This window comes from Flavisericum labens, assembly GCF_045446075.1.
GTDB lineage: Bacteria > Bacteroidota > Bacteroidia > Flavobacteriales > Flavobacteriaceae > Flavisericum > Flavisericum labens.
Map to the genome: position 1 here is coordinate 114,896 of NZ_JBJJBQ010000004.1, position 21,619 is coordinate 136,514.

The 21,619-nt window shown below is 36.4% G+C and carries 16 protein-coding genes; 1 reads left to right on the plus strand and 15 read right to left on the minus strand.

Annotated features, from left to right (window positions below):
- Positions 1–62 precede the first annotated feature (62 nt).
- The 10 genes from ACIEHO_RS08655 to ACIEHO_RS08700 form a co-directional block, all read right to left on the minus strand.
- A complete protein-coding gene (locus ACIEHO_RS08655; RefSeq protein ID WP_406970708.1) occupies positions 63–2,927 on the minus strand; it encodes a glycoside hydrolase family 2 protein in 2,865 nt (954 codons plus the stop codon).
- Between the two features lie 28 nt (positions 2,928–2,955).
- Positions 2,956–3,252 (minus strand): hypothetical protein, encoded by a 297-nt coding sequence (locus tag ACIEHO_RS08660; protein ID WP_406970710.1) that lies wholly within the window; start codon positions 3,250–3,252, stop codon positions 2,956–2,958.
- Between the two features lie 16 nt (positions 3,253–3,268).
- Positions 3,269–5,398 (minus strand): family 78 glycoside hydrolase catalytic domain, encoded by a 2,130-nt coding sequence (locus ACIEHO_RS08665; protein ID WP_406970712.1) that lies wholly within the window; start codon positions 5,396–5,398, stop codon positions 3,269–3,271.
- Between the two features lie 33 nt (positions 5,399–5,431).
- Positions 5,432–6,805 (minus strand): MFS transporter, encoded by a 1,374-nt coding sequence (locus ACIEHO_RS08670; protein ID WP_406970714.1) that lies wholly within the window; start codon positions 6,803–6,805, stop codon positions 5,432–5,434.
- Between the two features lie 16 nt (positions 6,806–6,821).
- Positions 6,822–7,691 (minus strand): hypothetical protein, encoded by an 870-nt coding sequence (locus ACIEHO_RS08675; RefSeq protein WP_406970716.1) that lies wholly within the window; start codon positions 7,689–7,691, stop codon positions 6,822–6,824.
- Positions 7,692–7,718: 27 nt separating this feature from the next.
- Complete coding sequence (locus ACIEHO_RS08680) at positions 7,719–9,311, minus strand: sodium:solute symporter (protein ID WP_406970718.1); 1,593 nt, start codon at positions 9,309–9,311, stop codon at positions 7,719–7,721.
- 113 nt (positions 9,312–9,424) lie between these two features.
- Entirely contained in the window at positions 9,425–10,174 is a 750-nt protein-coding gene (locus tag ACIEHO_RS08685; RefSeq protein WP_406970720.1) for a phytanoyl-CoA dioxygenase family protein, read from the minus strand.
- Positions 10,175–10,210: 36 nt separating this feature from the next.
- Entirely contained in the window at positions 10,211–12,478 is a 2,268-nt protein-coding gene (locus ACIEHO_RS08690) for a glycoside hydrolase family 31 protein (RefSeq protein WP_406970722.1), read from the minus strand.
- Entirely contained in the window at positions 12,479–14,977 is a 2,499-nt protein-coding gene (locus tag ACIEHO_RS08695) for an L-rhamnose mutarotase (protein ID WP_406970724.1), read from the minus strand.
- A 244-nt stretch (positions 14,978–15,221) separates the two neighbouring features.
- The gene (locus ACIEHO_RS08700; RefSeq protein ID WP_406970726.1) at positions 15,222–16,286 is read right to left on the minus strand and encodes a Gfo/Idh/MocA family protein; all 1,065 of its coding nucleotides are present in this window, start codon (positions 16,284–16,286) and stop codon (positions 15,222–15,224) included.
- Positions 16,287–16,533: 247 nt separating this feature from the next.
- Here ACIEHO_RS08700 and ACIEHO_RS08705 point away from each other — a divergent pair, with 247 nt between their 5' ends.
- Positions 16,534–17,424 carry a helix-turn-helix domain-containing protein gene (locus ACIEHO_RS08705; protein ID WP_406970728.1) on the plus strand — a complete coding sequence of 297 codons (891 nt, stop codon included), beginning with the start codon at positions 16,534–16,536 and terminating at the stop codon, positions 17,422–17,424.
- A gap of 128 nt (positions 17,425–17,552) precedes the next feature.
- Here the strand turns inward: ACIEHO_RS08705 and ACIEHO_RS08710 are convergent, their stop codons facing one another.
- The 5 genes from ACIEHO_RS08710 to ACIEHO_RS08730 form a co-directional block, all read right to left on the minus strand.
- Complete coding sequence (locus tag ACIEHO_RS08710; protein WP_406970730.1) at positions 17,553–18,218, minus strand: hypothetical protein; 666 nt, start codon at positions 18,216–18,218, stop codon at positions 17,553–17,555.
- An 8-nt stretch (positions 18,219–18,226) separates the two neighbouring features.
- Positions 18,227–18,670, minus strand: coding sequence for a hypothetical protein (locus ACIEHO_RS08715; RefSeq protein WP_406970732.1), 444 nt, complete (start codon positions 18,668–18,670; stop codon positions 18,227–18,229).
- A gap of 72 nt (positions 18,671–18,742) precedes the next feature.
- Positions 18,743–19,264: an Hsp20/alpha crystallin family protein gene (locus tag ACIEHO_RS08720; RefSeq protein WP_406970734.1), complete on the minus strand. Its 522-nt coding sequence runs from the start codon at positions 19,262–19,264 to the stop codon at positions 18,743–18,745.
- Positions 19,265–19,378: 114 nt separating this feature from the next.
- Positions 19,379–20,752: an MBL fold metallo-hydrolase RNA specificity domain-containing protein gene (locus ACIEHO_RS08725; protein ID WP_406970736.1), complete on the minus strand. Its 1,374-nt coding sequence runs from the start codon at positions 20,750–20,752 to the stop codon at positions 19,379–19,381.
- Between the two features lie 5 nt (positions 20,753–20,757).
- Complete coding sequence (locus ACIEHO_RS08730; RefSeq protein ID WP_406970738.1) at positions 20,758–21,600, minus strand: ATP cone domain-containing protein; 843 nt, start codon at positions 21,598–21,600, stop codon at positions 20,758–20,760.
- Positions 21,601–21,619: the final 19 nt, after the last annotated feature.

The window sequence follows — 21,619 nt, forward strand, 5'->3', positions numbered from 1 at the left end:
TTCATCCCGATAGCCATCGGGACTCTCTCCTCGTAATGACGTAATTCATTATTTTTATCAAGTTATTTTTTAAACTTTAAATAAACAGTACGTTTTTGTAAACCACTTAACCATTTTGGTTGTGACGAAGGCCCCACTAAATCGGTAGCATTCACCTTATTTCTAACTGGTGGAATAACATCCAACACGGCAATTCCTGTGTTTGGAATGGTGTACAGCAACGCATCGCGCCCATCACGTGGCGAATACACGCCTAAATAGGTATCTGTGCCTTTATTTTCGATATAAATCTGTCCTTCCTCAGTCGTAAACTCTGCCCATTGCCAATTATTGAAATAGCCTTTAAACTCCGGGTAATTAAATGATTCTCCCGGAATAGGGTCGTTATAATCGTTTTCCCAAATATCTAAAGTCGTTCCTTTTAAACGGTTTTGCCACACCCGGTAAGGGCCGTCGCCCAACCATTTTTTAGATTGCATTTTGTCTTCTGGATAATCGAAATATACCCCCGCTAAATCAACTACCCCATTGTATTCGTATTCGTATGCCAACTGAATTAACCCCTCGGCATCAATCGTCCAAACCACCTTTTGAAGAATACCGTGGTAATTCGCTTCAACCACCACTTTTCCTTTTTCTTCCTTTGCTGAAATATCCAATAGGCTTTCAGAACAATTCACTTCTTCATCCCAACATTCAAATTCTTTATAAATACGGTCTTCACCTTTTAGGAATTTCGGGTCGATGGTACCATCCAAGGTTCTATCCCCACGACGTGCCATAATGATTTTAGGACCATTGGCTAAACTGATGGTATTTCCGTTTTGTTTTACTTCAACTAATTTCCCGGAAACTTTATCAAATTTCACTTCGGTTTTAGAGGCTGAAACGGTGTAGGCTTCATCGGTTTCTTCCAGTTTTACTTTACCTGAATCTAGTTTTCTACCAGCTTTTTTATCCCAAGTGAAATCCCAAGTCCATAATTCATGGCCATTTTTATCCGTAACTTTTACATACAACACATCGGCATCCTGCCAATTATTTGGTAAATCTAATTTCAATTCACCTGTTCTGTGAGGCTCAATATTTGGTGCTTTTAGCGTTCCTTTTTTAAAGGTTTTACGTGCTACTTTTCCATCTAAAGGCGAAGCAAAATTAACCAACTCCCATTCAAATGTACACGTATTTGTGTTGGTGAAATCGTAACGGTTTTCGATTGTAAATGTTCCATCGAAATCATTGGGTAGTTCTGAATGATTCATAAACATAACTGGAGACCAAACTTCTTTCACAGTAAAGAAACTTCCTTCTTTTTCGTGATGCGGTCCTACTATACCATCGGCACCGTAATTGCCTTGGTTATCAATTCGACCGTCTTGGTCGGTGCGGGCAATGCCTTCATCAGCAAATACCCAAAGATACCCCCCAGCACTACGAGGGTGTTTACGCATCACTTCCCAATAATCGTTAAAACCAGCACCGTGACCTCCATCGTAAAGACCGTGAAGATACTCGGTTGGCATAAAAATATTGTCGTCTCTATAATACTCTAAGGTTTCACCATACGAACGGTAGTGCATGGTTTCAACACCATTGTGTTCCTGTTGGGGATGCAACACGGGACGTTTTTGTAAATCCCATATATCAAATTGATTGTCTAAATTGGTGTTCCAACCGCCTTCATTTCCATTAGACCAGAAAATAATACTCGGATGATTTAAATCGCGGGTTACCATTTCTTTTACTAACTTTTTCCCAACGGCATCATCGTAATGACCATGCCAACCACCAAGTTCATCCATTACATATAACCCTAATTCATCACAAGCTTGAAGGAATTCTGGATCTGGCGGATAATGCGATAAACGTACCGCATTCATATTCATTTCTTTGATTAAGCGAACATCGGCATAATTCAATTCTTTGTTTAGAGTTCTACCAGATTCTGGCCAGAAACTATGGCGGTTAATCCCTTTCATTAATACCCGTTGACCGTTTACATAGATACCATCACCTTCACGGATTTCAATTGTTCTAAAACCGATGGTTTCGGTAATTTGATGCACTACTTCGCCATCTTTTAAAAGTTTAATTTCTGCGGTGTATAAATTGGGGGTTTCTGCCGTCCACTGCTTTACATTTTTAAAATTTTCTGCTAAATGAATTTTATCGGCACCATCAATACCATCAGCTTTTATAGTTGAACCTAGCTTTTTTCCACTTTCATCTAAAATGGTGATTTCTGCTGAAATATTTTTTGCGCCACTCCCAAGGAATACATTGGCCTCAAAAGTTCCATCAGCTTCCGCTTTTAAGGCTGAATAATCAATATGCGTTGCAGGAAGTGCCTCTAAAAACACCGGACGGAAAATCCCGCCAAAATTCCAATAATCGGCACGTCTTTCTGCTAGATTAACACTGGCATTTTTTGATTCCTTACTTACCGTAACTTCAAGTAGGTTTTCTTTTCCGTATTTCAGTAAATCGGTGATTTCGTATTTAAAACGGTAAAAGGCACCTTGGTGTTCGTCTCCAGTAACTGAACGATCATTTATACGCACCTCGGTATCGGTCATGGAGCCATCGAAAACAATTTTGACGCGTTTATTTTCCCATGCTTTTGGCACTTCAAAAGTGTATTTATAGTAACCGACTTCGTCCGCAATGCCTTCAGGAAATGGTTTTCCGTAGAAACGGATACCATATTGATAGGTTCCAAAACCTTCCTGTTCCCAAACTGATGGTACACTGATTGTTGACCACTCGCCACTTTGTCGCCCATCGGAAACTTTAAATTCCCACTCTTTCGTGTCTTGGTAGCCTGTACCGGATAAATATTGAATTTCGGTGTTTTGAGCTATTACAGAAAATCCTGCAACCGCTAAGAAATAAGAGAGTTTATTGATAAATCTATTAATTTTTTTCATTTTTTAAAACTTGTTATTAAACCTAAGTCTAGGTGTGTAAAACAATCATATTACAAACAATCAAAATAAAAGAACAAACAAAAAATATAAAAAACCATCCATTTATAGTCAGACTATTATTTTTTAATATTTCTTCTCTATTTAAAATAAGGAATCTAATTTCAATAATACCTAAAACAATAAATATCCATAAATAAATGGTATAAAAAAGATACAAACCAATATGTTCTGCTCCTTTAAGATTTGTTAGAAATAAAAACAACAACAAAATTAAAATGTTAAGTATTCTTATTAAAGGATATTTTAGTTTAGAATCTTTTTCCATTAAAAAGTTAAAACATTTATAGTGCTTTATATTTGATTGAATATTCAGTATTTGGTTTAATTGTGATTTGATATTTATTTTCACCCAATACCGATAAAGTGCCATTATTTGCTGAAGGCTTGGTTTCACTATTGATAATTAGCGTGCCCTCGCCTTCTGAAGCTTTTACTTTTATCTCCTTTGTATTGCAGTAGACAGATACTTCGCCATTTGGTGTTGGTACTTTACCTTCCATCCACTTCAATCCACCTAAATTTGGCTTGATTTCATATTTGGCATATCCTGGCGCGGTAGGTTCTACTCCTAAATAATAGCGTCCGAATAAATAAATAGGACTTGCTCCCCACGCGTGACAAAGGCTTTTTCCATAAGGTCTGCCATACATAGCTAAATGTTCTTCTCCGCTTTGTTTAGGGTCGTACTTTTCCCAAAATGAAGTCGCTCCTAAATCTATCATGCCACCCCAATAATTGCGGATTTCATTTAAAACGAACTCCTGTTCGCCCATCGCACAAAGCGCTTCCAATTCGTAAAAACGCATGTATGGCGTGGTGATTTTTAAAATATCATCATTCAACAATACTTTGTTTTTCACATTCAGTTTTTGGTCTTCATTAAAATAGTTAAAAAAGATACCGAACATATTCGCATATCGCGTAACAATATCTTGCATTTCCCCATCAATACGCTGATGTTTCATGACGTTTGCTTCCTCATCCCAAAACACATCAAACAGTTTTTCTTTTAAATCATCAGCCAAATTTTTATACTTCTTTTGGTCTTCAGATTCACCAGCAATTTCTGCACTCACAGCAATCGCTTCCAAACTTCTTGCCAATAACATTTGCTCAAAACTAACCTCTCCTGTTTTTGGTAAACCGTCCGCCCAATCGATAAACACCCAATCGCCTTCCAATGGCTCTAAAAATCCACTTTCATTTCTTCTTCCCAAACAATAATCCATTAAGCTTTTCATGCGTGGGTAAAATGTTTTGATAAACTTCGTATCGCCCGTATATAAATAATAATCATAAATACCTACAAACCAATATAGTGAATAATCCATAATGATATTGATGTGTGCCGTTACAGGTTCTTTACCACGAAGTGCCGACAGCGTGCGTTCTACCGAAGGCGAATCGAAGAACAGATAATAGTTCATCAAATAACTTTGGTGGGCATCGCCGGCCCAAATCCAGCGGTCGCGTTTAATGCCATCGATAAAAAATTCGCGTGTGGTTAAGTGCATGGTGTATGCAGAAACATCCCAGATTTGGTTCAACAAATCATCAGAAGACTTGAAACTGCCACGGTACTCTAACGGCAGATATTCGTAAAGCATAGAAATGGAATCGTACTCTATAGAAGTGTCTTTTTGAACCTGTACGTAGCGGAATGCTTTTGAACCTTTTAACGTAAAGGTTTCTGGTTGTTTTCCGTCGAAAGTCAAGTTATCTAAGGTTTCACATCTATCAGTACTTAAGGCTTCTTCACGAGATTCGCCATAGTACAATGTTAATTTGCCCTTGCCTTTTAATCCATTTATTTTAATGTAGCCGAAGGTTTCTTTTCCGAAATCGATGAGCTCACCGCTATCGGCTTTTTCAGTAGACTTGGCTTTCCAAGGTTCTGTAGCCAATTGAAACTCGGACGGTTTTGCTTCCGGTGTATCAAAGTTCCATGACCCAACAGGCACCCATGGTGTACCGGATTGCTGCGCTTTACCTGCTTCATCAATCCAAAGTTTATCTTCGTTTGTTACTATCCAAGATGGGTTTGATTTCACGTATGTTCCATCAATATAAATAGCAGGCAATACTTCTTGATTATATACTTTAAAAGAAATTTTGTGTTTTCCGGCAGAAATTTTAATCGATTTGGGCTGCCCGTAAATCTGAACGTCATCTATCAATAGCTGAAAAGGGCCTTCGGAATGTATTTTCACATCATCTTCCTCCGGTAAATCAACCTCAGTTTGAAAAGTTACCAAAGGGTACGGAGTGTAATAACGCCACAGCGGTGGAAAAACCGCTTCACGCTCAGTACGCCTTACTTGCATTTTATTACTCAACCAAATTTCGAAATCGCCCGGATACCAAATCCAAGTTGAATTTGAAGTGGTATTCGGTAAATTAGATTTTTCCATCTGTTTAAATTTCTTTGTTTTAAAAATTTTGCTTTAAATATCGTCTCCGTATCGTTCTTCTGTTATCTGCTCCAGAGTTTTACCACGAGTTTTTGGGGTCCAAATTGTTCCAATTATTAACGCAACAATTAAAAGTCCAATCATAATGTGGGCCGCCATGTAAAATCCTTCTCCATTTTCTCCGTATATATAAACAAATCCAAATCCCCATACTGCCGCTATAGCTCTAACAACAAAGAACATAATACCTTGTGCTCCAGCACGATATTTAGCGGGAAAGAGTTCTGAAGCCCAAAGCGCATAAAATGCTTGTACACTTAGGCCTGCGTGAACGCCCCATAGAATGGTGAAAGCCCATAATGCGATATAGTTTTTAATACCAATAAAAATGAGGATACCCCAAGCGATAATTCCTATCAAGGTTCCAATAAAATAAAACCAACGTTGATTTACTTTATCTATAAACATGGAAAATCCAAAATAAGTAACTGCAATAATCACAATCCATTGAACCGCTGAAATCATATTTGCCTGCTCGTTGGAAAGTCCTCCAGCAGTTTCATAAATATGCTGTTGAAAAAAGCCCATTACAGAAGCAACCATGTTCCAGGTAACATAAATACCTGCAAGAAAAAGCATGGTGCGAATGTTTACTTTTTTGGTGAAAAGTGTTCCAAATGATGCAAAAACACTCGGCTGTTTCTCTTTACTTTGCTTTTGCCTTTGCTTAGCTTCTTTCCATTCTTCAGACTCATCAAGTTTTCGTTGCAGATTCCACGCGATAAACGCCACAATGAACAACGAACCAAAAATAAGTCGGCTACTGAATACATCAAAAGATTCAACACTGGCATCATTTCCTATAAAGAATGCTGCTATTTTTTTCACATAACCGAACAAAACACCGGCTGAAGCATCACCTTTGCCTGGCGCGAGCAACATTCCTAAAATTAAAATAATGGTTGGCCCCACACCCCAAGCAAACTGAGAAATACCCATATTGCGTCCACGATTTCTAACTTCTGAATTTTCAGAAATATAAGTCCATGACGCAGGAACACCAGCTCCTACGGATATACCCGTGATTAAAAACCCTGTCAATAACATCGGGAAATTTACAGTGAACATGATTATGGCTACCCCCAACATATATACAAGCATATTGTATGTATAAATGGTTTTCCGCCCATATTTATCCGCCAAAAAGCCACCTATAATCGCACCAATAGCAGCACCGAAAGCATTGGCACTAATTGCATTAAGTAAACCGAGGCTGCCCTCTGTAAGTCCGAGATAATTTTGCCAAAGTGTTAACCCACTTGCCCCAGCTACAATGGCACCCGCATCTAAATAATTAGTAAGTGATACCGTTATTGTACTTTTTAAACTTCCTTTTTGTTGTTCCATATTTTTTTGTGGTATTTTAAAGTAATTCTTTTTGGGCATCTTCCCAACATTCCTGAATAATCTCTTTATACAATAACGCTTGCTGCCAACGATCACCTTCTTCTTGTTCGGTTCCTTTTGCGTTTACAACAGTTCTTTCGTAAAATATTTCGGCTTTAAGCAATTCTACCGTAAAACAAATATAGTCTCCCGGTTTCGCAGACTTTAAAAAGCCTAAAAACGAACGTTTCCACATTTCTTTAAAATGCTGAACATAACTATCGTTTTTATCTTTTACATCAACTTGTATACAACCCGGATTTCCTATTCTGCCATGCATAAAACGCACCCGGTCGAACACTGGCTGAATGAATTCCCACTTATTTTCGATACCGCCATACACCATTTCCTGTCCGGTATACCAATGTGAAAAATCGCCATTAAAGCGAACATCGGGGAAACGTTTAGTCAGTTCCACCGTTCTGAATAAATCTTGTGTTATTGTAGCACGATGCGTTTCGATGTAAATAGGAAAGTTGAATTTTTCTGATTTTTCCATCACATAACGTACCAATTCATCCATTTCCTTATCAGATTCCATACCCCACCCTAAATGGATACTGGCGCAGTTATAATTTCCACTTTTCCAAATAGGCATCAAGTCGTCCAAATCACCCACTTCATTAATTCGGGCATGTGCAGTTAATTCTAAATTGAACTCTTCACACAGTTTTGGGTCGCCATCTTGAATACCCTTAAAACCTGCTTTGGCAATAGCTTCGTGTTTTTCCCTATCACTTCCTTTTGGTCCCGTTGAAATTGCAGGTAAGTCTTCACAGGTTCCGTAATTTATATCGATACGTAATGATGGTGCATTATTACTACCATCGTTGGTATTCTTTATCATTCTATTATAAATTTAATTTTATTTCTACTAGTTTCCGTTAAAGTATATATATAAACATATCATTGTTACAATGAGCGCTGCCCATAATATTTTTACTTTAGGAGCTACTTTGGTTAAGTTACTAAAATCCAATGTTGATTTAAATGGTTTACTTCTTTTATCCAACAAACTGATAACAACAATTACAGCCGACAAGAAAACAAAAATGTAAAATGACAGTAATAAAAAGTGCGGCCAGATTTTTACTGCGCTTTCAGGGTCGTTTGGAAACACCCATAAATATAGAATTCCGACTGTCAAACTAAATAAGGTTCCAAAAACCAAAATGCTGTTAGCCGCTTTGGCAGTTGTTTTTTTCCAAAGAACACCAAACAAAAATACCACCGACATAGGCGGAGCGATAAAACCTAAAACTGATTGAAATACGTCAAATAGATTTAATCCTTTAATACTATCGATGGCCAACGTAATGAAAATAGACAAAATAGCTCCTACCACCGTCACTATGTGCCCTACCTTCACAATACGCTTTTGACTTGCTTTAGGTTGAAATTTCTTTACATAAACATCCATGGTAAAAACCGTACTCAAAGCATTTAAGGATGAATCGATGGTGCTAACTAAGGCGGCAATTAAAACAGCCATAACCAATCCTTTCATTCCTGTTGGAAATAACTCGGTTACCATAGTCATGTATGCTGCATCTGGGTTTCCTAAATTTGGAAACAGTACAAAACACATAATACCCGGTAGAATAAATAAAGGGACATCAATGATTTTCAACCATGCCGTAAAATTAGCTCCCAACTGCCCTTCTTTTAAATTTTTTGCACCCAAAACCGATTGTACCATAGATTGGTCGGTACACCAAAACCAAACTCCCATAACTGGATACCCTAAAAGAATAGCGGTCCATGGGTAATTGGCATCATCACCGGGCAAAAATAAATTCCAGTAATTTGATGGTGTTTCGTTCACTAATTGACCAAAACCACCCACTCTGTCTAATCCTACCCACATCAGTGCAAATGACACTACAATAAGCAGCACCATTTGAATAACATTCGTATAAACTATAGTTTTTAAACCGCCTGCTAAAGTGAAAAATCCCGCTATCAATAAAAGGACTATTACTGATAACCACATAGGTAAATTAAGAATTTGTTGAATTAAAACACCGCCAGCAAACAACGTTAGTGATAGCCAACTAAGCAATATGGTAACTATAGTGTACCATGCTAATATATTTTGAGTTGAATTACCAAAGCGCTTACCCATAAATTCTGGTAGCGTTTGCACTCTTGCTCCTAAATATCTGGGTGCAAAAACCACAGCTAATAAGAGAATAAATATGAAGGCGTACCAAGAAAAATTTCCTGCAACAATACCAGTTGTGTAACCAATACTAGCATTGGCAATAAGCATAGAAGGACCTACATTGGTTCCCCACATATTAAAGCCTATACTTTTCCAACTTAATGAGTTGCCTGCCAAAAAGTAATTTTCGTCGGCACCTCTTTTATTTCTTAAACTAAACCATGCTCCCAAGCCCACTAAAACTATTAAATAAATGCCTACAACGGCAAAATCAAGGATATCTAATTGGTCGTATATATTCATGTTAAAACGCTTATTTTTTTGGTTAGTTTGGTTGTGGTATTGGCTGTTGGTATTTAAAAAAGCAAATACCCAAAATATGTTAAACAAAATATTTTGGGTACTTTAAAACTGCACTAATATGCACTAATTTTTTCACCTTCTTTTATGAAAGGCTCTGCCCAATACAATGGTTCGTTATCACTCTTCAATATAGGTTCGGCTGAATATTGAATTAAAAGTACACGCCTTGATTTATTTGTTGAATTAGAACCACTTCTATGGAAACACGTGCTTGAAAACAATGCCACATCACCTGCATTTAAAATTGCTGGGATACCTGGATTATCTCCAAAATAGCCAATTTTATCGTTGGTTCCTTCCTGCAAAACGTGATCAATTCTCTTCTCGGTTCCTGCTTCTTTGTATGGCAATAAATAAACTGTTCCGTTTTCTTCGGTAACATCATCCAACGGGCACCAAACAGACAGATAAGGTTTATGGTCAAAATCTAAATACCCAGAATCTTGATGCCAAGAGAAGGTCATGCCTTTATCTGCTGCTTTTACAACAAATTGCTCTAAAAACAAGTATACTTCTTCACCAAGAACCTTACGTGTAATTTCCTCTAATTCATTACCAAAAATAAGGTCTTGCATGGTTTTACTGTCTTTATAGCGCAGGGCTATAAAGTAGCGTTTTCCTTTGTGGTTAATTTCATCAACCTCAACCCCTTTTTTGTCCATTTCGTCATCTTTTTCCTTAATGAATCTTTGACATTCGTCTCGTAAACGCTCAATAAGTTCTTGAGGAATTACGTTTTTTACAATGCAAAACCCATCTTCTTTAAACTGGGCTAATTGCTCATCGGTTATAACTGCACTCATTTTTATTAGTTTTTAGTTAATAATATAATTGGTATTCTAATTTATGAAACCTAAATGTTCCCAGATTCCTTTAAAATTATGGTCTATTTTCAATATTATTGTTTTTTCTAAATCCATATCGTCTGTACAATTAACGTGCTCTGGATAAAGAGGAATTTCAGCACCTTCAACTATCCAAACAGGCATGTCTTTCATCGCTGCTTCAAAATTGCTTAGCCATTGGCCTCCTTTGGTTTTTTCACCTGTAAAAAAGTTAACCCAATTGCCCTCGGGTAAATAAACGTCTCTTTTGTTTTCTGAATTCATCATAGGGGCTACCAAAAAGTCATCACCAAAACAATATTGATCATCGATATGCCATGCCATTTTATCTTTAGGGTAATGCATTAACAAAGCCCGGATAACCGGAAAACCTGAAGATATTGTTTTTTCACTTTCCTTTAAAATATATGGAAGCAATGCATAGCGAAGTTTCCACCATTTTCTAACTATTGGAGCAATATTTGGGTAATAATACGGCTCGCGTTTAGAAGTGCCATGATAGCGGATATGCGAGGTGAAAACCCCAAATTGGGTCCATCGCACATATAAATCGTCTGGAATTACAGAATTCATAAAATTAGGCACACCATGAAAACCTGGTATATCATGGCTCCAAAAACCAAAGCCAGATAAGCCTAAATGCAAGCCTCCTTTTAACGACCCGGCCATACCATCCCATGAAGCTGCGGCATCGCCTCCCCAATGTATAGGGTAACGTTGGCAACCACTCCATCCAGCACGAGCCCAAATGATACCATCGCCAGTGACTTCTTTTGTTACTTCAAATGCAGCTTTTTGATATAATAAAGCATAAAGATTGTTGAGTTTCTCTGGCGACATATTGTAGTAATTGGCATCCAAATGAATTTCTTCACCAAAGTCCGTCTTTATACAAGTTACACCCATTTCCAGAAGTTCTCGCAATAAACCCTTATACCATTCTACGGCCTTCGGATAGGTGAAATCAATGCTTCCTGCATAATCTAGATTACTAAAATTAGAACCACCGCCCATTACTTCAGCATTTAATTTTCCGATATAGTTATTTGCTTTGGCTTCTTCGTACTGTTCGGCATCCTCAGATATATAAGGCATTTGCCATAAACTTACGCGATATCCATTTTTCTTTAAGTTTGAAACAAAACTTTTAGGGTCTGGAAAACGTTCAGCATTAAATTTCCATTCACACAACCAATCCGTTTTAAACCAGCCTGTATCTAAATGAATTACATCGCAAGGGTAATCTTCCTCTCGTAATCTATCGCAAATGGTATTCACTTCTTCTTCTGAAAAGTATGTCATTCTACTCATCCAAATGCCATAACTCCAAAGTGGTGGCATCGTAGGGAACCCTGTAATTTTTTTATATTGATGAATAATTTTATCTGGAGTATCATCTCCAATTAAAAACATATCAAGTACTGGTTCTTCTGTTAGCAATTGAACCGACCTGGTTGAAAAATCGGCCATTGAAAACTTACAATAAGTAGACGTGTGCAAAAACAGACCGTACATTTCACTGGACAAATAAAACGGAATGTTTTTGTAAGTCCGCTTGTTATTTACACCTTGCCCGTCCTGGTTTTTCATTTGAAAGGTGTTACCAGACAAATCCATTTTACTAAAGCGTTCTCCCGTACCAACAAATTTTTCATCAGGTTTGGCATGAAATGAAATGGAAGCTTTACTGGGTTTACCGTGTTGCTCTACAAACGATAAACACATAGCATCCATTCTACCAGGAAAAAATTGATCGTATGTACTTACTTTTATTTCTTTTTTTCCATCAGGGTAAAATGTGGCTTGCATAGACTCTTCAGGACTAGGCAACAAATCGCTCCAATAATCAATTTCAGGATTTGATAAATCGAAAATTGCTCGTGTTACTCCGTTAGAATCTTTAACTTTCCATTCACTTTCAAGCTTCTCGATATTCAATTTCATTTCTTTAATATCGTTGGCCATCTCAATCATAGGAGATGTTTCTTCTATTTCCTTTTCAAAGCCTATACTTACTCTTAGAATCTTATCGCTAAACGCCCTAACAAAAAGGTAAAAATCCTTTCGCGGTACACTTTCATCTGGTGTAATTTCGTTGGATAATAATTGGCATTGGAATGGCACCGTCAACACCACACCCAAGCCCGATATAGAAATATCGGTGGGCTTACATGCTTTCCAAAGTTTTGAAACGCCTTCTTCTAAAGAAAGGTCGGTGTTAAAATCTAGAAAGTCATAAAACTGATGGTTAGTTTGCTTCATTTAGTTTAATTTGTCTAAAAAGACCCAGGTTTCGTCAGGATTCGTTCCTTCAATTCCTGTTTGATATTTTTGCATTAACGCATTCCAATCGTTAACACGTGGGTTATTCTCCGTTGTTTTTGGATTTAATTTATCTAAGTTTTCTCCTTTAGGAATACTGATTACCAACATGAGTTGCCTACCATTTTTAAACACCTGTAATTGCTGGAAATTGGCGTTACAGAAGCCTTGAGCTACCTCGGGCCACTCTTCAAATTGAGTTTGGTGGTATTGCAAATATTCGTTTTGTAAATTTTTGTCTTCTACCAAATTTGCCGTTAAAAGTATGTGCTCCCACTCACTAGCTAGTTGGTTATCTTCACATCTTTCAGATTTACTGTAATTATAAATAGGAGTATTGTAAATCTTTATTTTAGCTTTTGGATATACGAGAGCCAATTCGTTTTTTAAATGCTCGATATGATTCAATTTGGCATATAAAACAGTGTGGTTTTTCCATTGATATAGCTGCGCATCAATAACACCATTAGTTTTTGCAATCTTTTTTATTTCAACTGAATCGAAACCTTTACCAATTAATTCTACCGCTGCAAAATGTGGCACCTCCTCCATAGGCCAATCGCTATCTACAACCATTTCTTTTAAAAGGTTTTTGTACGGACTACGAATTCCTGCATTTTGCTTTATAGAATCATTTACAAAAGCGTTGTTGTTTGTCCATAAGTTATTAGGTCCATTAGCATTTTGCAAAAACTTTTCAGCTGGAACCCAATTATCTTTTACCGTAAAATATGCCGACCCTTCGTCGGTGTACAAATAAAACCAATGGTACGGGTCGTGTGCATAAGGATTAAAATAAATGCTGTCAATTACATTTTCCTTTATAACACTTCCTGGTTGAGCTGATAGCGTATAAATACCGGCTGTATCATACAAATGCTTTCCGTAATGGTGAATATTGTTGGCAATGACTTTATTGCCCGACATGGCATTTATGGATTTGGTCCATCCCCAGCCTAACCCAATTCCCGTATAGGACACTTCGGAAATTTCATTGTGGGCAATCATAATATTTTTTACAAACCCAGCACTAATACCAACACATCCCCAGTCTTCATTGGTAACATCAGTAATAAGGTTATCCACAATAGTTTCGTTTGTACAAACCTCCCGAACATCTTTAGGGTTATAAGGCAAATGGGTTTCAAATGCTTCTTCTGAAAACACCCCAATATTTATGGCGCTCCCCCCAATATCTTTAAACAAATTCCCTTGAACCAAGTTGTTGCTTGTGCCTTTATTTAAATCTAAACCGGTTGACGATAAATACTGAAATTTACAGTTTTGAAAACGAAGGTTATTAGCAAAATTCACTTCGACGGCTGCTCGAGGCCTTCCTATCCAAGCTTGGTTTTCAAGTCCTGCTTTATCAGGTGTTCCGGGAGTTTTCAACTTATAGGCATCTAAAAGGTACATGCCTGCCTGAATGGGAACATGTCCTTGTTGAGATGGGCGCAACCAATTACTGTACTGAAACGAAATACCTTTAAAATTCACATGACTAACGGGGTAATCAACGGTTCCTTTAATTTCTACCAAAGATTCCAAAACGGGAGCTACTATTTTGACCGAACGTAATTTTTCTCCATTTTGTGGATAATAGTAAATCTTGGCCTTTTCTTTATCCAAATACCATTCCCCTGGTTCATTTAAAAGCGATTTGGCATTATTTAAATAAAACGCTGAATTACCTGTTTTTTCTGAAATCCATGGCGCTGGCCAAGGGTGCTCACTTTGAATACGACTTTCAGGCTGATGGAAATAGAGTTTTGCGCTATCGCCTTTAACCTCCATATCTTTAATCCTAAGATTGGCAATAGCCCACCACTGCTGAATGAACATTTCCATTCCTGGTTCGAAGTTTACCGATTTATCTTTAAAGGGAATCCAACAGGTTTGAGATGTTTTATCCCATGACAAAATCCGGTCCATTTTATCACCCGAAGTGCTTTTTGCTCTTGTAGCCTTCTTCTCGTTTACCCAAAGCTGTCTAAAATCCAAAAGATTACCTGCTTTTTTGGGGGCATCGGCCACCCAAACCACTTCTGGATTTAAACCACTTACCTGACTTGCTTTTTTCCAGCCAGTGATTTCTACCCCTCCATTTATTACCACCAAGGCATTACCATCTGCCTCAATAGTTGTTGGGCTTGTGGCAGTTCCTGAATCTTCCGGTCTAATAAAAATAGGCTCTTCAAGATTGTAATTACCGCCCTTTAAAACAATGCGGATACCGTTAGTTATTTTAGGGCTATTTAGCCTTCGCATATTCCTGGCTTTCCTCAAAGCCATATTTACAGTAGCAACTGGACTTTCCTTGGATCCGGAATTAGTATCTATTCCGTTGTTACTAACCCATATTTCTTGTGCGCTGCTTGAAAAAGCAACAGATAAAAGAAACAGGTAAATGGTTAACTTAAAATTGTTATTTATCCTCATTCTAATGCCTAAAAATTATAGTCAGTTGGTTTTTATTTCGTTCAACATGAACCTTGTTAAAAAACAAGCTAAGTAATTTAATAAATTACAGTTGAAAAAAATGGTTTTTGAAACAAAATCACACCTAAATTGGTGCAAAACGGACGAAATAATTCGTGCCCATTGTTACAATCAGCTAATATTTGCAATTTAACCCAAAAACAATGTTATTTTTAAGCGTCGGTCAATTTTATAAAGACCATCATTATAAGCCGTATTCTAAATTGATATCGGCAATTTTAACGGGCTTTCCGGTTTCCAAACTTCTTTCCATAGCCTGCAATAAAGCGACAGTACCTATCCCTTCCTCCATATTAGGATAAGCTGTATAGTTTTGCTCAATGCTGTCAACAAAATACTCTAGATAATTTTGGTATTCACCGGCATGATGAGATTGCCCTTCAAAACGGTAGTAATATTTAAGTTTTTCGTCGCCCCAGTACACTATTTTTTCTTCCCCATCCTTTGAAGTAAGCGAATAGCGCAGCTCATGGTAATCGGCTTGACTTGCGCCGAGTGTTCCTCGTAAAATACAACTCAATGGACTATCACGCTTTGTTGGTTGGGTTGGTGATGAATATACCCCACTAACTCTTGCTATATGTCCGTTTTTAGCCTTGAAGATAAAATGCATAGTATCCTCATTTTTCAACCCCGCTTGGCTTCCAGTTTGGCTAATCATACCATATCCCATTACCTCTTCAATATCCTTTAAATACCACCGTACGAAATCCACTGGGTGACTCAATCCTCCATAAAGCCATTTAAATGAATTTAACAACGCCCAATCTTTCTTTAAAAACCAGCGATTATCTGCATGATAATGAGCTTCAACCGTTATTAAATCACCTATATCACCTTTATCAAAATCCTTTCTTTGGCGTTTCATAGGTTCTGAAAAACGTGAACTCTGACCAATAAAAACCTTTTTGTCTACTTTATTGGATAAATCTAAAAGCTCTCTGGCATTTGCCAAATCGTCAATAAAAGGTTTTGTGCAAACAACATGTTTACCATGTATTAAGGCCTGCTTAACATGCTCGGCATGCAGATGATCTGGAGTATAAATAGCAACTATATCTATTGAATCATCTCCTAAAATATCGTGGTAATTAGTAGTCCATTTGTTAAAACCGAATTCTTTAGCGCGTAATCTACAAAGTTCTTCGCTTAAATCGCACACCTTTACTAGTTCTAATTTCTTACTCTCTAAGGCGGCCGACATAGTGCTACGCCCCTCTCCAAGACCTAGTATAGCAATGTTTAACATAGTTTTTTGTTTAGTTGAATATGAAAATTTTCACCACACATTATAGAATGTAGAAGTGGTAATTATTTAAACATAAAATTAACATTTTTACATTTTAATTATATTAATTTTATGCGATGGTCAATTTTATAAATTCTCTTTTGTTAAATAGATTTTTTTGATTATCATCGCATAAAACTTAACCCTTTTCAAACTAATTTTTTATCAAGAAAAAACCACTTTTAGTGCGTGTAAAACAAATAATAAAATGAGCAAACCTGGCATTTGGTGGCACAAAGACAATCCTGGACCTTTAGAAAATCTGCCTTTCATTATTCAGTTTGGTAGTATGAAGTTTTCAAAAGTACAATTGGATGAAACCATGCGTCCGCATTTTAATGACGGAATTGAAATTCATTTTGTAAATAGTGGTAAGTATAAATGGGTTGTAGATGATAGAGAAGTAGAATTATTACCTGATAATTTGTGTGTTACGGCACCATGGCAACTTAACGGAAGCCCAACGGGAAAAATGGATATTGGGCAAATAAACTGGATTGTCATCAAGCCTAAAAAATATACAAAGAACAGCCCACTCGATTTAGGGTCTTGGACAAAACTTTCCAGTAAGCTTCAAGAAAGTTTAGGGGCAATGATTGCTGATGATGATAATTTGGTGATTGAAAAAGCAAAACTTTTTAAAAAATACTTTGTTGAGCTTGAAAATGAATTACTCAATCAAGAACCTGGCTTTGAAATAATGGTTAGAAATATTATTGAGAACTTCTTTATTGACCTACATAGAAACCTGTCATTTAGAAAGCAAAAAATATATGAGGAGAACAACTTCATAGACAACCTTACTCAACTTGTTATGAAAGATTTGAACAAAAAATGGATAATTGACGATCTTGCTTACAAATTTGGAATGGGAAAAACCAAGTTTACTTACGAAGTAAAAAACCTAACTGGCTATCCGCCTAACAGTTTTATAATCAACCTAAAAATAGAAAAGGCCATTGATATGATTATGAAAGACGAATCGAGCATGTCTGACATAGCCTATGCTTGTGGCTTTTCTTCACTTCAGCATTTTACCTCAACTTTTTCTCAGCGAATTGGCATTAGCCCTGGTAAATACAAAACGCACAAGAAATAACAGTCGCTTCACTGTATTGTTAATCTTTTTAGGCAAATAATACTCTTAGTTTTTATTTTTACATTATAGCTTAGTTAATTTCATTTTTGCAAACCATAACCTATACCCTATTTACCTTTAAATTAAGGCTAAATAGCGTGATCCGTTTTTGGGGTGTTCAATACTTTTGGACTAATAAGTTGCTGGTCTTCTAAAACAGCCATAACAAGATTAACGTAATTGTTGATAGTCTCGTTTATCGATTTTGGGTCTACAATATCAATATAGCCTTTCCATATAAGTTCCCTATCTTTTGTTGGACAGATACAATACATTGAAGTTTCAGCATGATAAACCGTGTATTCATTGTAATAATCGGGGTTATAATATGCATCTTGATATTTTAAATAATCTTCACTAAACCTTTTATATGTTTCATCATAGCCATCATAATTTTCCTTATACGCGATTACGTCTTCTACACCAATTACTTTTGTAAATAAAATGGTGTCAAAACCATTAGACAGAAGCTTGTTTTCTAATTTTTTAAGATTTTCCTCTGTTTTCTCTTTTGTAGAAAATGAGTCGTCAAAAAATTCAAGACTCGTTACAGATTCTATTCCCCTCTCCGTAAATTCTGTTTTCAAATAATTTTCAAACTGCTTTCTAGCATTAGAATTAGAAGTCATACCTACCAACAAAACCTTATTGGGACTATATGAATCTATATCTGGATTTTTCCAGTTTTCAACTAGTTCCGTTGTTGAACAGCCTGATAGAAATATTATAACAATTATGAATTTAAATAGTTTCATTATATTTTTTATTGAAGCAACCGTCTTTGTTTACCCTCTTTTATAATATTTTTTACAAGTTCGAATAATTGTGATTTTAACATCCTGTAGTTTTCTGTAAACCTAGTTACTTTAGTTATAAGTTCTACGTGCTCGTTTTTATAAGCATCCTCTTTTTCCAATTGGTCCTTGCCATCAACCATAACTTTCAATTCTTTTTCATGTTTCAACACTTCTTTTAATAAAGTTTCGGTTTCCCTTTGTGAATCACTTAAACGTGCTACTATTTTTTTACTTTCTGAAAAGTGTGAAGAATCTATAAGTTGGAGTGTGTATGATTTGACCAAATCATCAAAAAACAATTGTTCATCTTTAATAAAATTCAATTCAGATAACCACTTAAGCGAATCATTATGCATAATTTCTGCGCTTAACCATGGTTGGTATTTTATGTTAATTTCTTTCGTTTTCATATTTATCTGCTTAAAATTCATGAAAAGCAGAAAGCACCGTGAGCGCAAAGCACCTTCTGCTTTAATCAACCTTTATTCTACCTCAATTACTTTTTTAGGAGTTTCTTTTTCTAACGACTCTTCTTTTTTAAGTAGTTTAAGTTTTAGGACACCATTTTTATAAACGGCTTTCAATTCTTGGTTTAAATCTACAGTCGGCGGAAGAACAATAGATTTTTCAAAGGATTGATAGTTGAATTCCTTGCGAGAATATCCATTTTCATTTTCCTCTTCTTCCTCTGTTTCTTTTTGTGCACAAACATGAAGCACATCGTCTTTAATAAAAACCTCAAAGTCCGACTTATTAAAACTAGGCGCGGCAAACTCAATTACAAAGTCTTTTTCATGTTCCTGAATATTCATTGCCGGCATCATACTGTCTTCTTCTAAAAAGTCATCATTAAAAATATCATCAAACTCCATTAATTTATTTAATCTTGAGTTAAATAGTCTACTTCCCCATGGTTTTAAAATATTAGTGTTCCACGGTGTTGGTAATTGGTTCTCAAATGGAGACAACCTATTACGTTTTCTGTGTTTTGTTAGTGTTTTCATAACATCGTACATTTTGGGTTAAACTAAATTTTTTCAAGTATAATGTATTAATTCAAAAAGTAACATACAATGATATATATCAGTTACTTAAAAATATTTTTAGTGTTTTTCACATCATAAAATCACTTTTTCTACGTCTGATAATTTAGGGATTTTAACCTGCCAATTATAGGTATCTGTTAGCTTAAGCCTAAAAGCATCTAAAGCATTTGGCTCTCCATGAACCAAGAAAACCGTTTCCGGAATATTTTTTATGTTCTGCAACCAATCCATAAGGTCATTTTGATCGGCATGTGCCGAAAGACTTTCAATACTGTGGATGGTTGCTTTAACGGGGTAATATTTTCCAAAAAACCTAATTTCGTGAGCCCCCTCTTGCAACTGCCGTCCTCTGGTGCCTTCGGCTTGATAACCAACTAACAAAACGTTAGTGGAGGGCTCATCAATAAGCTGCTGCAAATAAGTAAGCACACGACCACCAGTTACCATGCCACTTCCAGCTATTATTATTTTGGAACGCTTGTCGTCAATCGTTTCCCATGTTTCTCGATAAGATTGCACAATATTTACATGGTTGCACATGGCTTTGTAATCTGCCATTGACAGTTTGTGCCACTTTGGGTAACGTTGGAAAACCTCTAAAACATTATTGCCCATAGGGCTGTCAATAAATATGGGGATATTCGGAATTTTATTTTTCTTGTAAAGATTCCAAAGGAGGTACATGAGGGTCTGTAAACGTTCTACTGCAAAACTTGGGATAATGAGATTTCCTTTTTTAATAATAGTTTCTTTTACAAGTCGAGATAATATGTCTTCAATGTCTTCTTGCGGATGCAGTTTGTTCCCATAAGTGCTTTCTAAAAACAAAAAATCTGCCCATTCTGGTTTTTTGGGGTCATCGAGTAAATAATCATCCTTTCTGCCAATATCGCCCGAGAACACAAATCGTTTTCCGATAATATCCAATTCAATAAATGTAGCCCCTATTATATGACCATTATACTGAAAACGACAGGATATGTTCTTGGATATAGCTATCCATTTATCTGGCATTTCCACTTGAAACTGGCCTATAGTTTTTTCAGCTTCAAACTTAGTATAGAAAGGCAATGCTGGGTTGTGTTTGGTGTATTTCTCATCATTTGCTTTTTTGGCTTCTTCTTCATGTATTTTGGCACTATCTTTTAAAATAATTTCTGCAATGGCCAATGTAGGGGCTGTTCCCATTATTTTTCCTGTAAAACCTTGCTTTAGCAATCGAGGCAAATAACCAACATGGTCCAAATGGCCATGTGTTAGCAATACAACATCAATGGCCTCAACATCAACGGGTAAATCTTCCCAGTTAAGCTCTCTTAGTTGCTTTAAACCTTGAAACATTCCACAATCTATTAATATGTTTTTCTCTGAAGTTTCAATAAGAAATTTAGAGCCCGTTACAACTCCCGAAGCACCTAGAAAGTTTATTTTACAAAAATTGTCCATGGGTTTTAGCTATTGCATAGCATTTTTATTTCATTCAAAATTTTTTCTTTTCTAGTTTCTGAAACCCCAAGATGATCTAAATAAAAAACATCACCTATCAATTCTCTGCACAGTACAACTTCCCTACTTAATAGAAATTGTTTTTCTCTATTTGTTAGCAAAGTAGAAACTGTAATTGGGTAAAGGCCTAAGCGATCAATGCGGTCTTTTAGACCATCATTTTCTGGGTAATCCCAACTAAGCAAGTATAGATTAGCACAACTTCCATACTTAATGGCATCTTCAGTAAAACGGGTATTGGTAACCACCCACCCCTTTGTTAGCGTCGATTCATTTTCTGGATTAGTTTGCCATTGCGCTTTAATGTCCGTGTAACGTGAATTTATATAAAGTGGAATTTTTACATTGCACTTTAAACCTTCTTCATTGTGAAATTTACATTCTATAACTGTAGTCTCGTTATTTTTATGGGCAACAACATCTACTTCGTGCGCTACGCATTGACCCTGCAAAATTTGACCTACCTGCGTGTTATAACCAGAGTATTTTAAAATAGCACTTACAAAACGCTCAAAAGGAAATCCGGTAGGGCCCAACTCATAAATCGCTTTTTTAAGCTTATACTTTGAGGCTAGGTAACTTTTTTTCTTTTTTAGTAATGCAAATGCCCTATTATAGATTTCTTTGGTAGATATGCCTTGATACAATTCTTCTCTAACTTTATCAATAATCTGGTTAACCGTTGTTTCGTCTGCACTTGTACGTTTTAAGGAGGCCTTTAACTTACCTAGAGAAAACTTTACCTTTTCACCTGAAGACTTAATAATATCAATAGTACTGGGTTTCATAATCGGTATTTAAATATTT

What these genes read in the sequence shown, in the direction of transcription:
- ACIEHO_RS08655 (WP_406970708.1), bottom strand. Translation starts at nt 2,927, where the DNA reads ATGAAAAAAATTAATAGATTTATCAATAAACTCTCTTATTTCTTAGCG.
- ACIEHO_RS08660 (WP_406970710.1), bottom strand. Translation starts at nt 3,252, where the DNA reads ATGGAAAAAGATTCTAAACTAAAATATCCTTTAATAAGAATACTTAAC.
- ACIEHO_RS08665 (WP_406970712.1), bottom strand. Translation starts at nt 5,398, where the DNA reads ATGGAAAAATCTAATTTACCGAATACCACTTCAAATTCAACTTGGATT.
- ACIEHO_RS08670 (WP_406970714.1), bottom strand. Translation starts at nt 6,805, where the DNA reads ATGGAACAACAAAAAGGAAGTTTAAAAAGTACAATAACGGTATCACTT.
- ACIEHO_RS08675 (WP_406970716.1), bottom strand. Translation starts at nt 7,691, where the DNA reads ATGATAAAGAATACCAACGATGGTAGTAATAATGCACCATCATTACGT.
- ACIEHO_RS08680 (WP_406970718.1), bottom strand. Translation starts at nt 9,311, where the DNA reads ATGAATATATACGACCAATTAGATATCCTTGATTTTGCCGTTGTAGGC.
- ACIEHO_RS08685 (WP_406970720.1), bottom strand. Translation starts at nt 10,174, where the DNA reads ATGAGTGCAGTTATAACCGATGAGCAATTAGCCCAGTTTAAAGAAGAT.
- ACIEHO_RS08690 (WP_406970722.1), bottom strand. Translation starts at nt 12,478, where the DNA reads ATGAAGCAAACTAACCATCAGTTTTATGACTTTCTAGATTTTAACACC.
- ACIEHO_RS08695 (WP_406970724.1), bottom strand. Translation starts at nt 14,977, where the DNA reads ATGAGGATAAATAACAATTTTAAGTTAACCATTTACCTGTTTCTTTTA.
- ACIEHO_RS08700 (WP_406970726.1), bottom strand. Translation starts at nt 16,286, where the DNA reads ATGTTAAACATTGCTATACTAGGTCTTGGAGAGGGGCGTAGCACTATG.
- ACIEHO_RS08705 (WP_406970728.1), top strand. Translation starts at nt 16,534, where the DNA reads ATGAGCAAACCTGGCATTTGGTGGCACAAAGACAATCCTGGACCTTTA.
- ACIEHO_RS08710 (WP_406970730.1), bottom strand. Translation starts at nt 18,218, where the DNA reads ATGAAACTATTTAAATTCATAATTGTTATAATATTTCTATCAGGCTGT.
- ACIEHO_RS08715 (WP_406970732.1), bottom strand. Translation starts at nt 18,670, where the DNA reads ATGAAAACGAAAGAAATTAACATAAAATACCAACCATGGTTAAGCGCA.
- ACIEHO_RS08720 (WP_406970734.1), bottom strand. Translation starts at nt 19,264, where the DNA reads ATGAAAACACTAACAAAACACAGAAAACGTAATAGGTTGTCTCCATTT.
- ACIEHO_RS08725 (WP_406970736.1), bottom strand. Translation starts at nt 20,752, where the DNA reads ATGGACAATTTTTGTAAAATAAACTTTCTAGGTGCTTCGGGAGTTGTA.
- ACIEHO_RS08730 (WP_406970738.1), bottom strand. Translation starts at nt 21,600, where the DNA reads ATGAAACCCAGTACTATTGATATTATTAAGTCTTCAGGTGAAAAGGTA.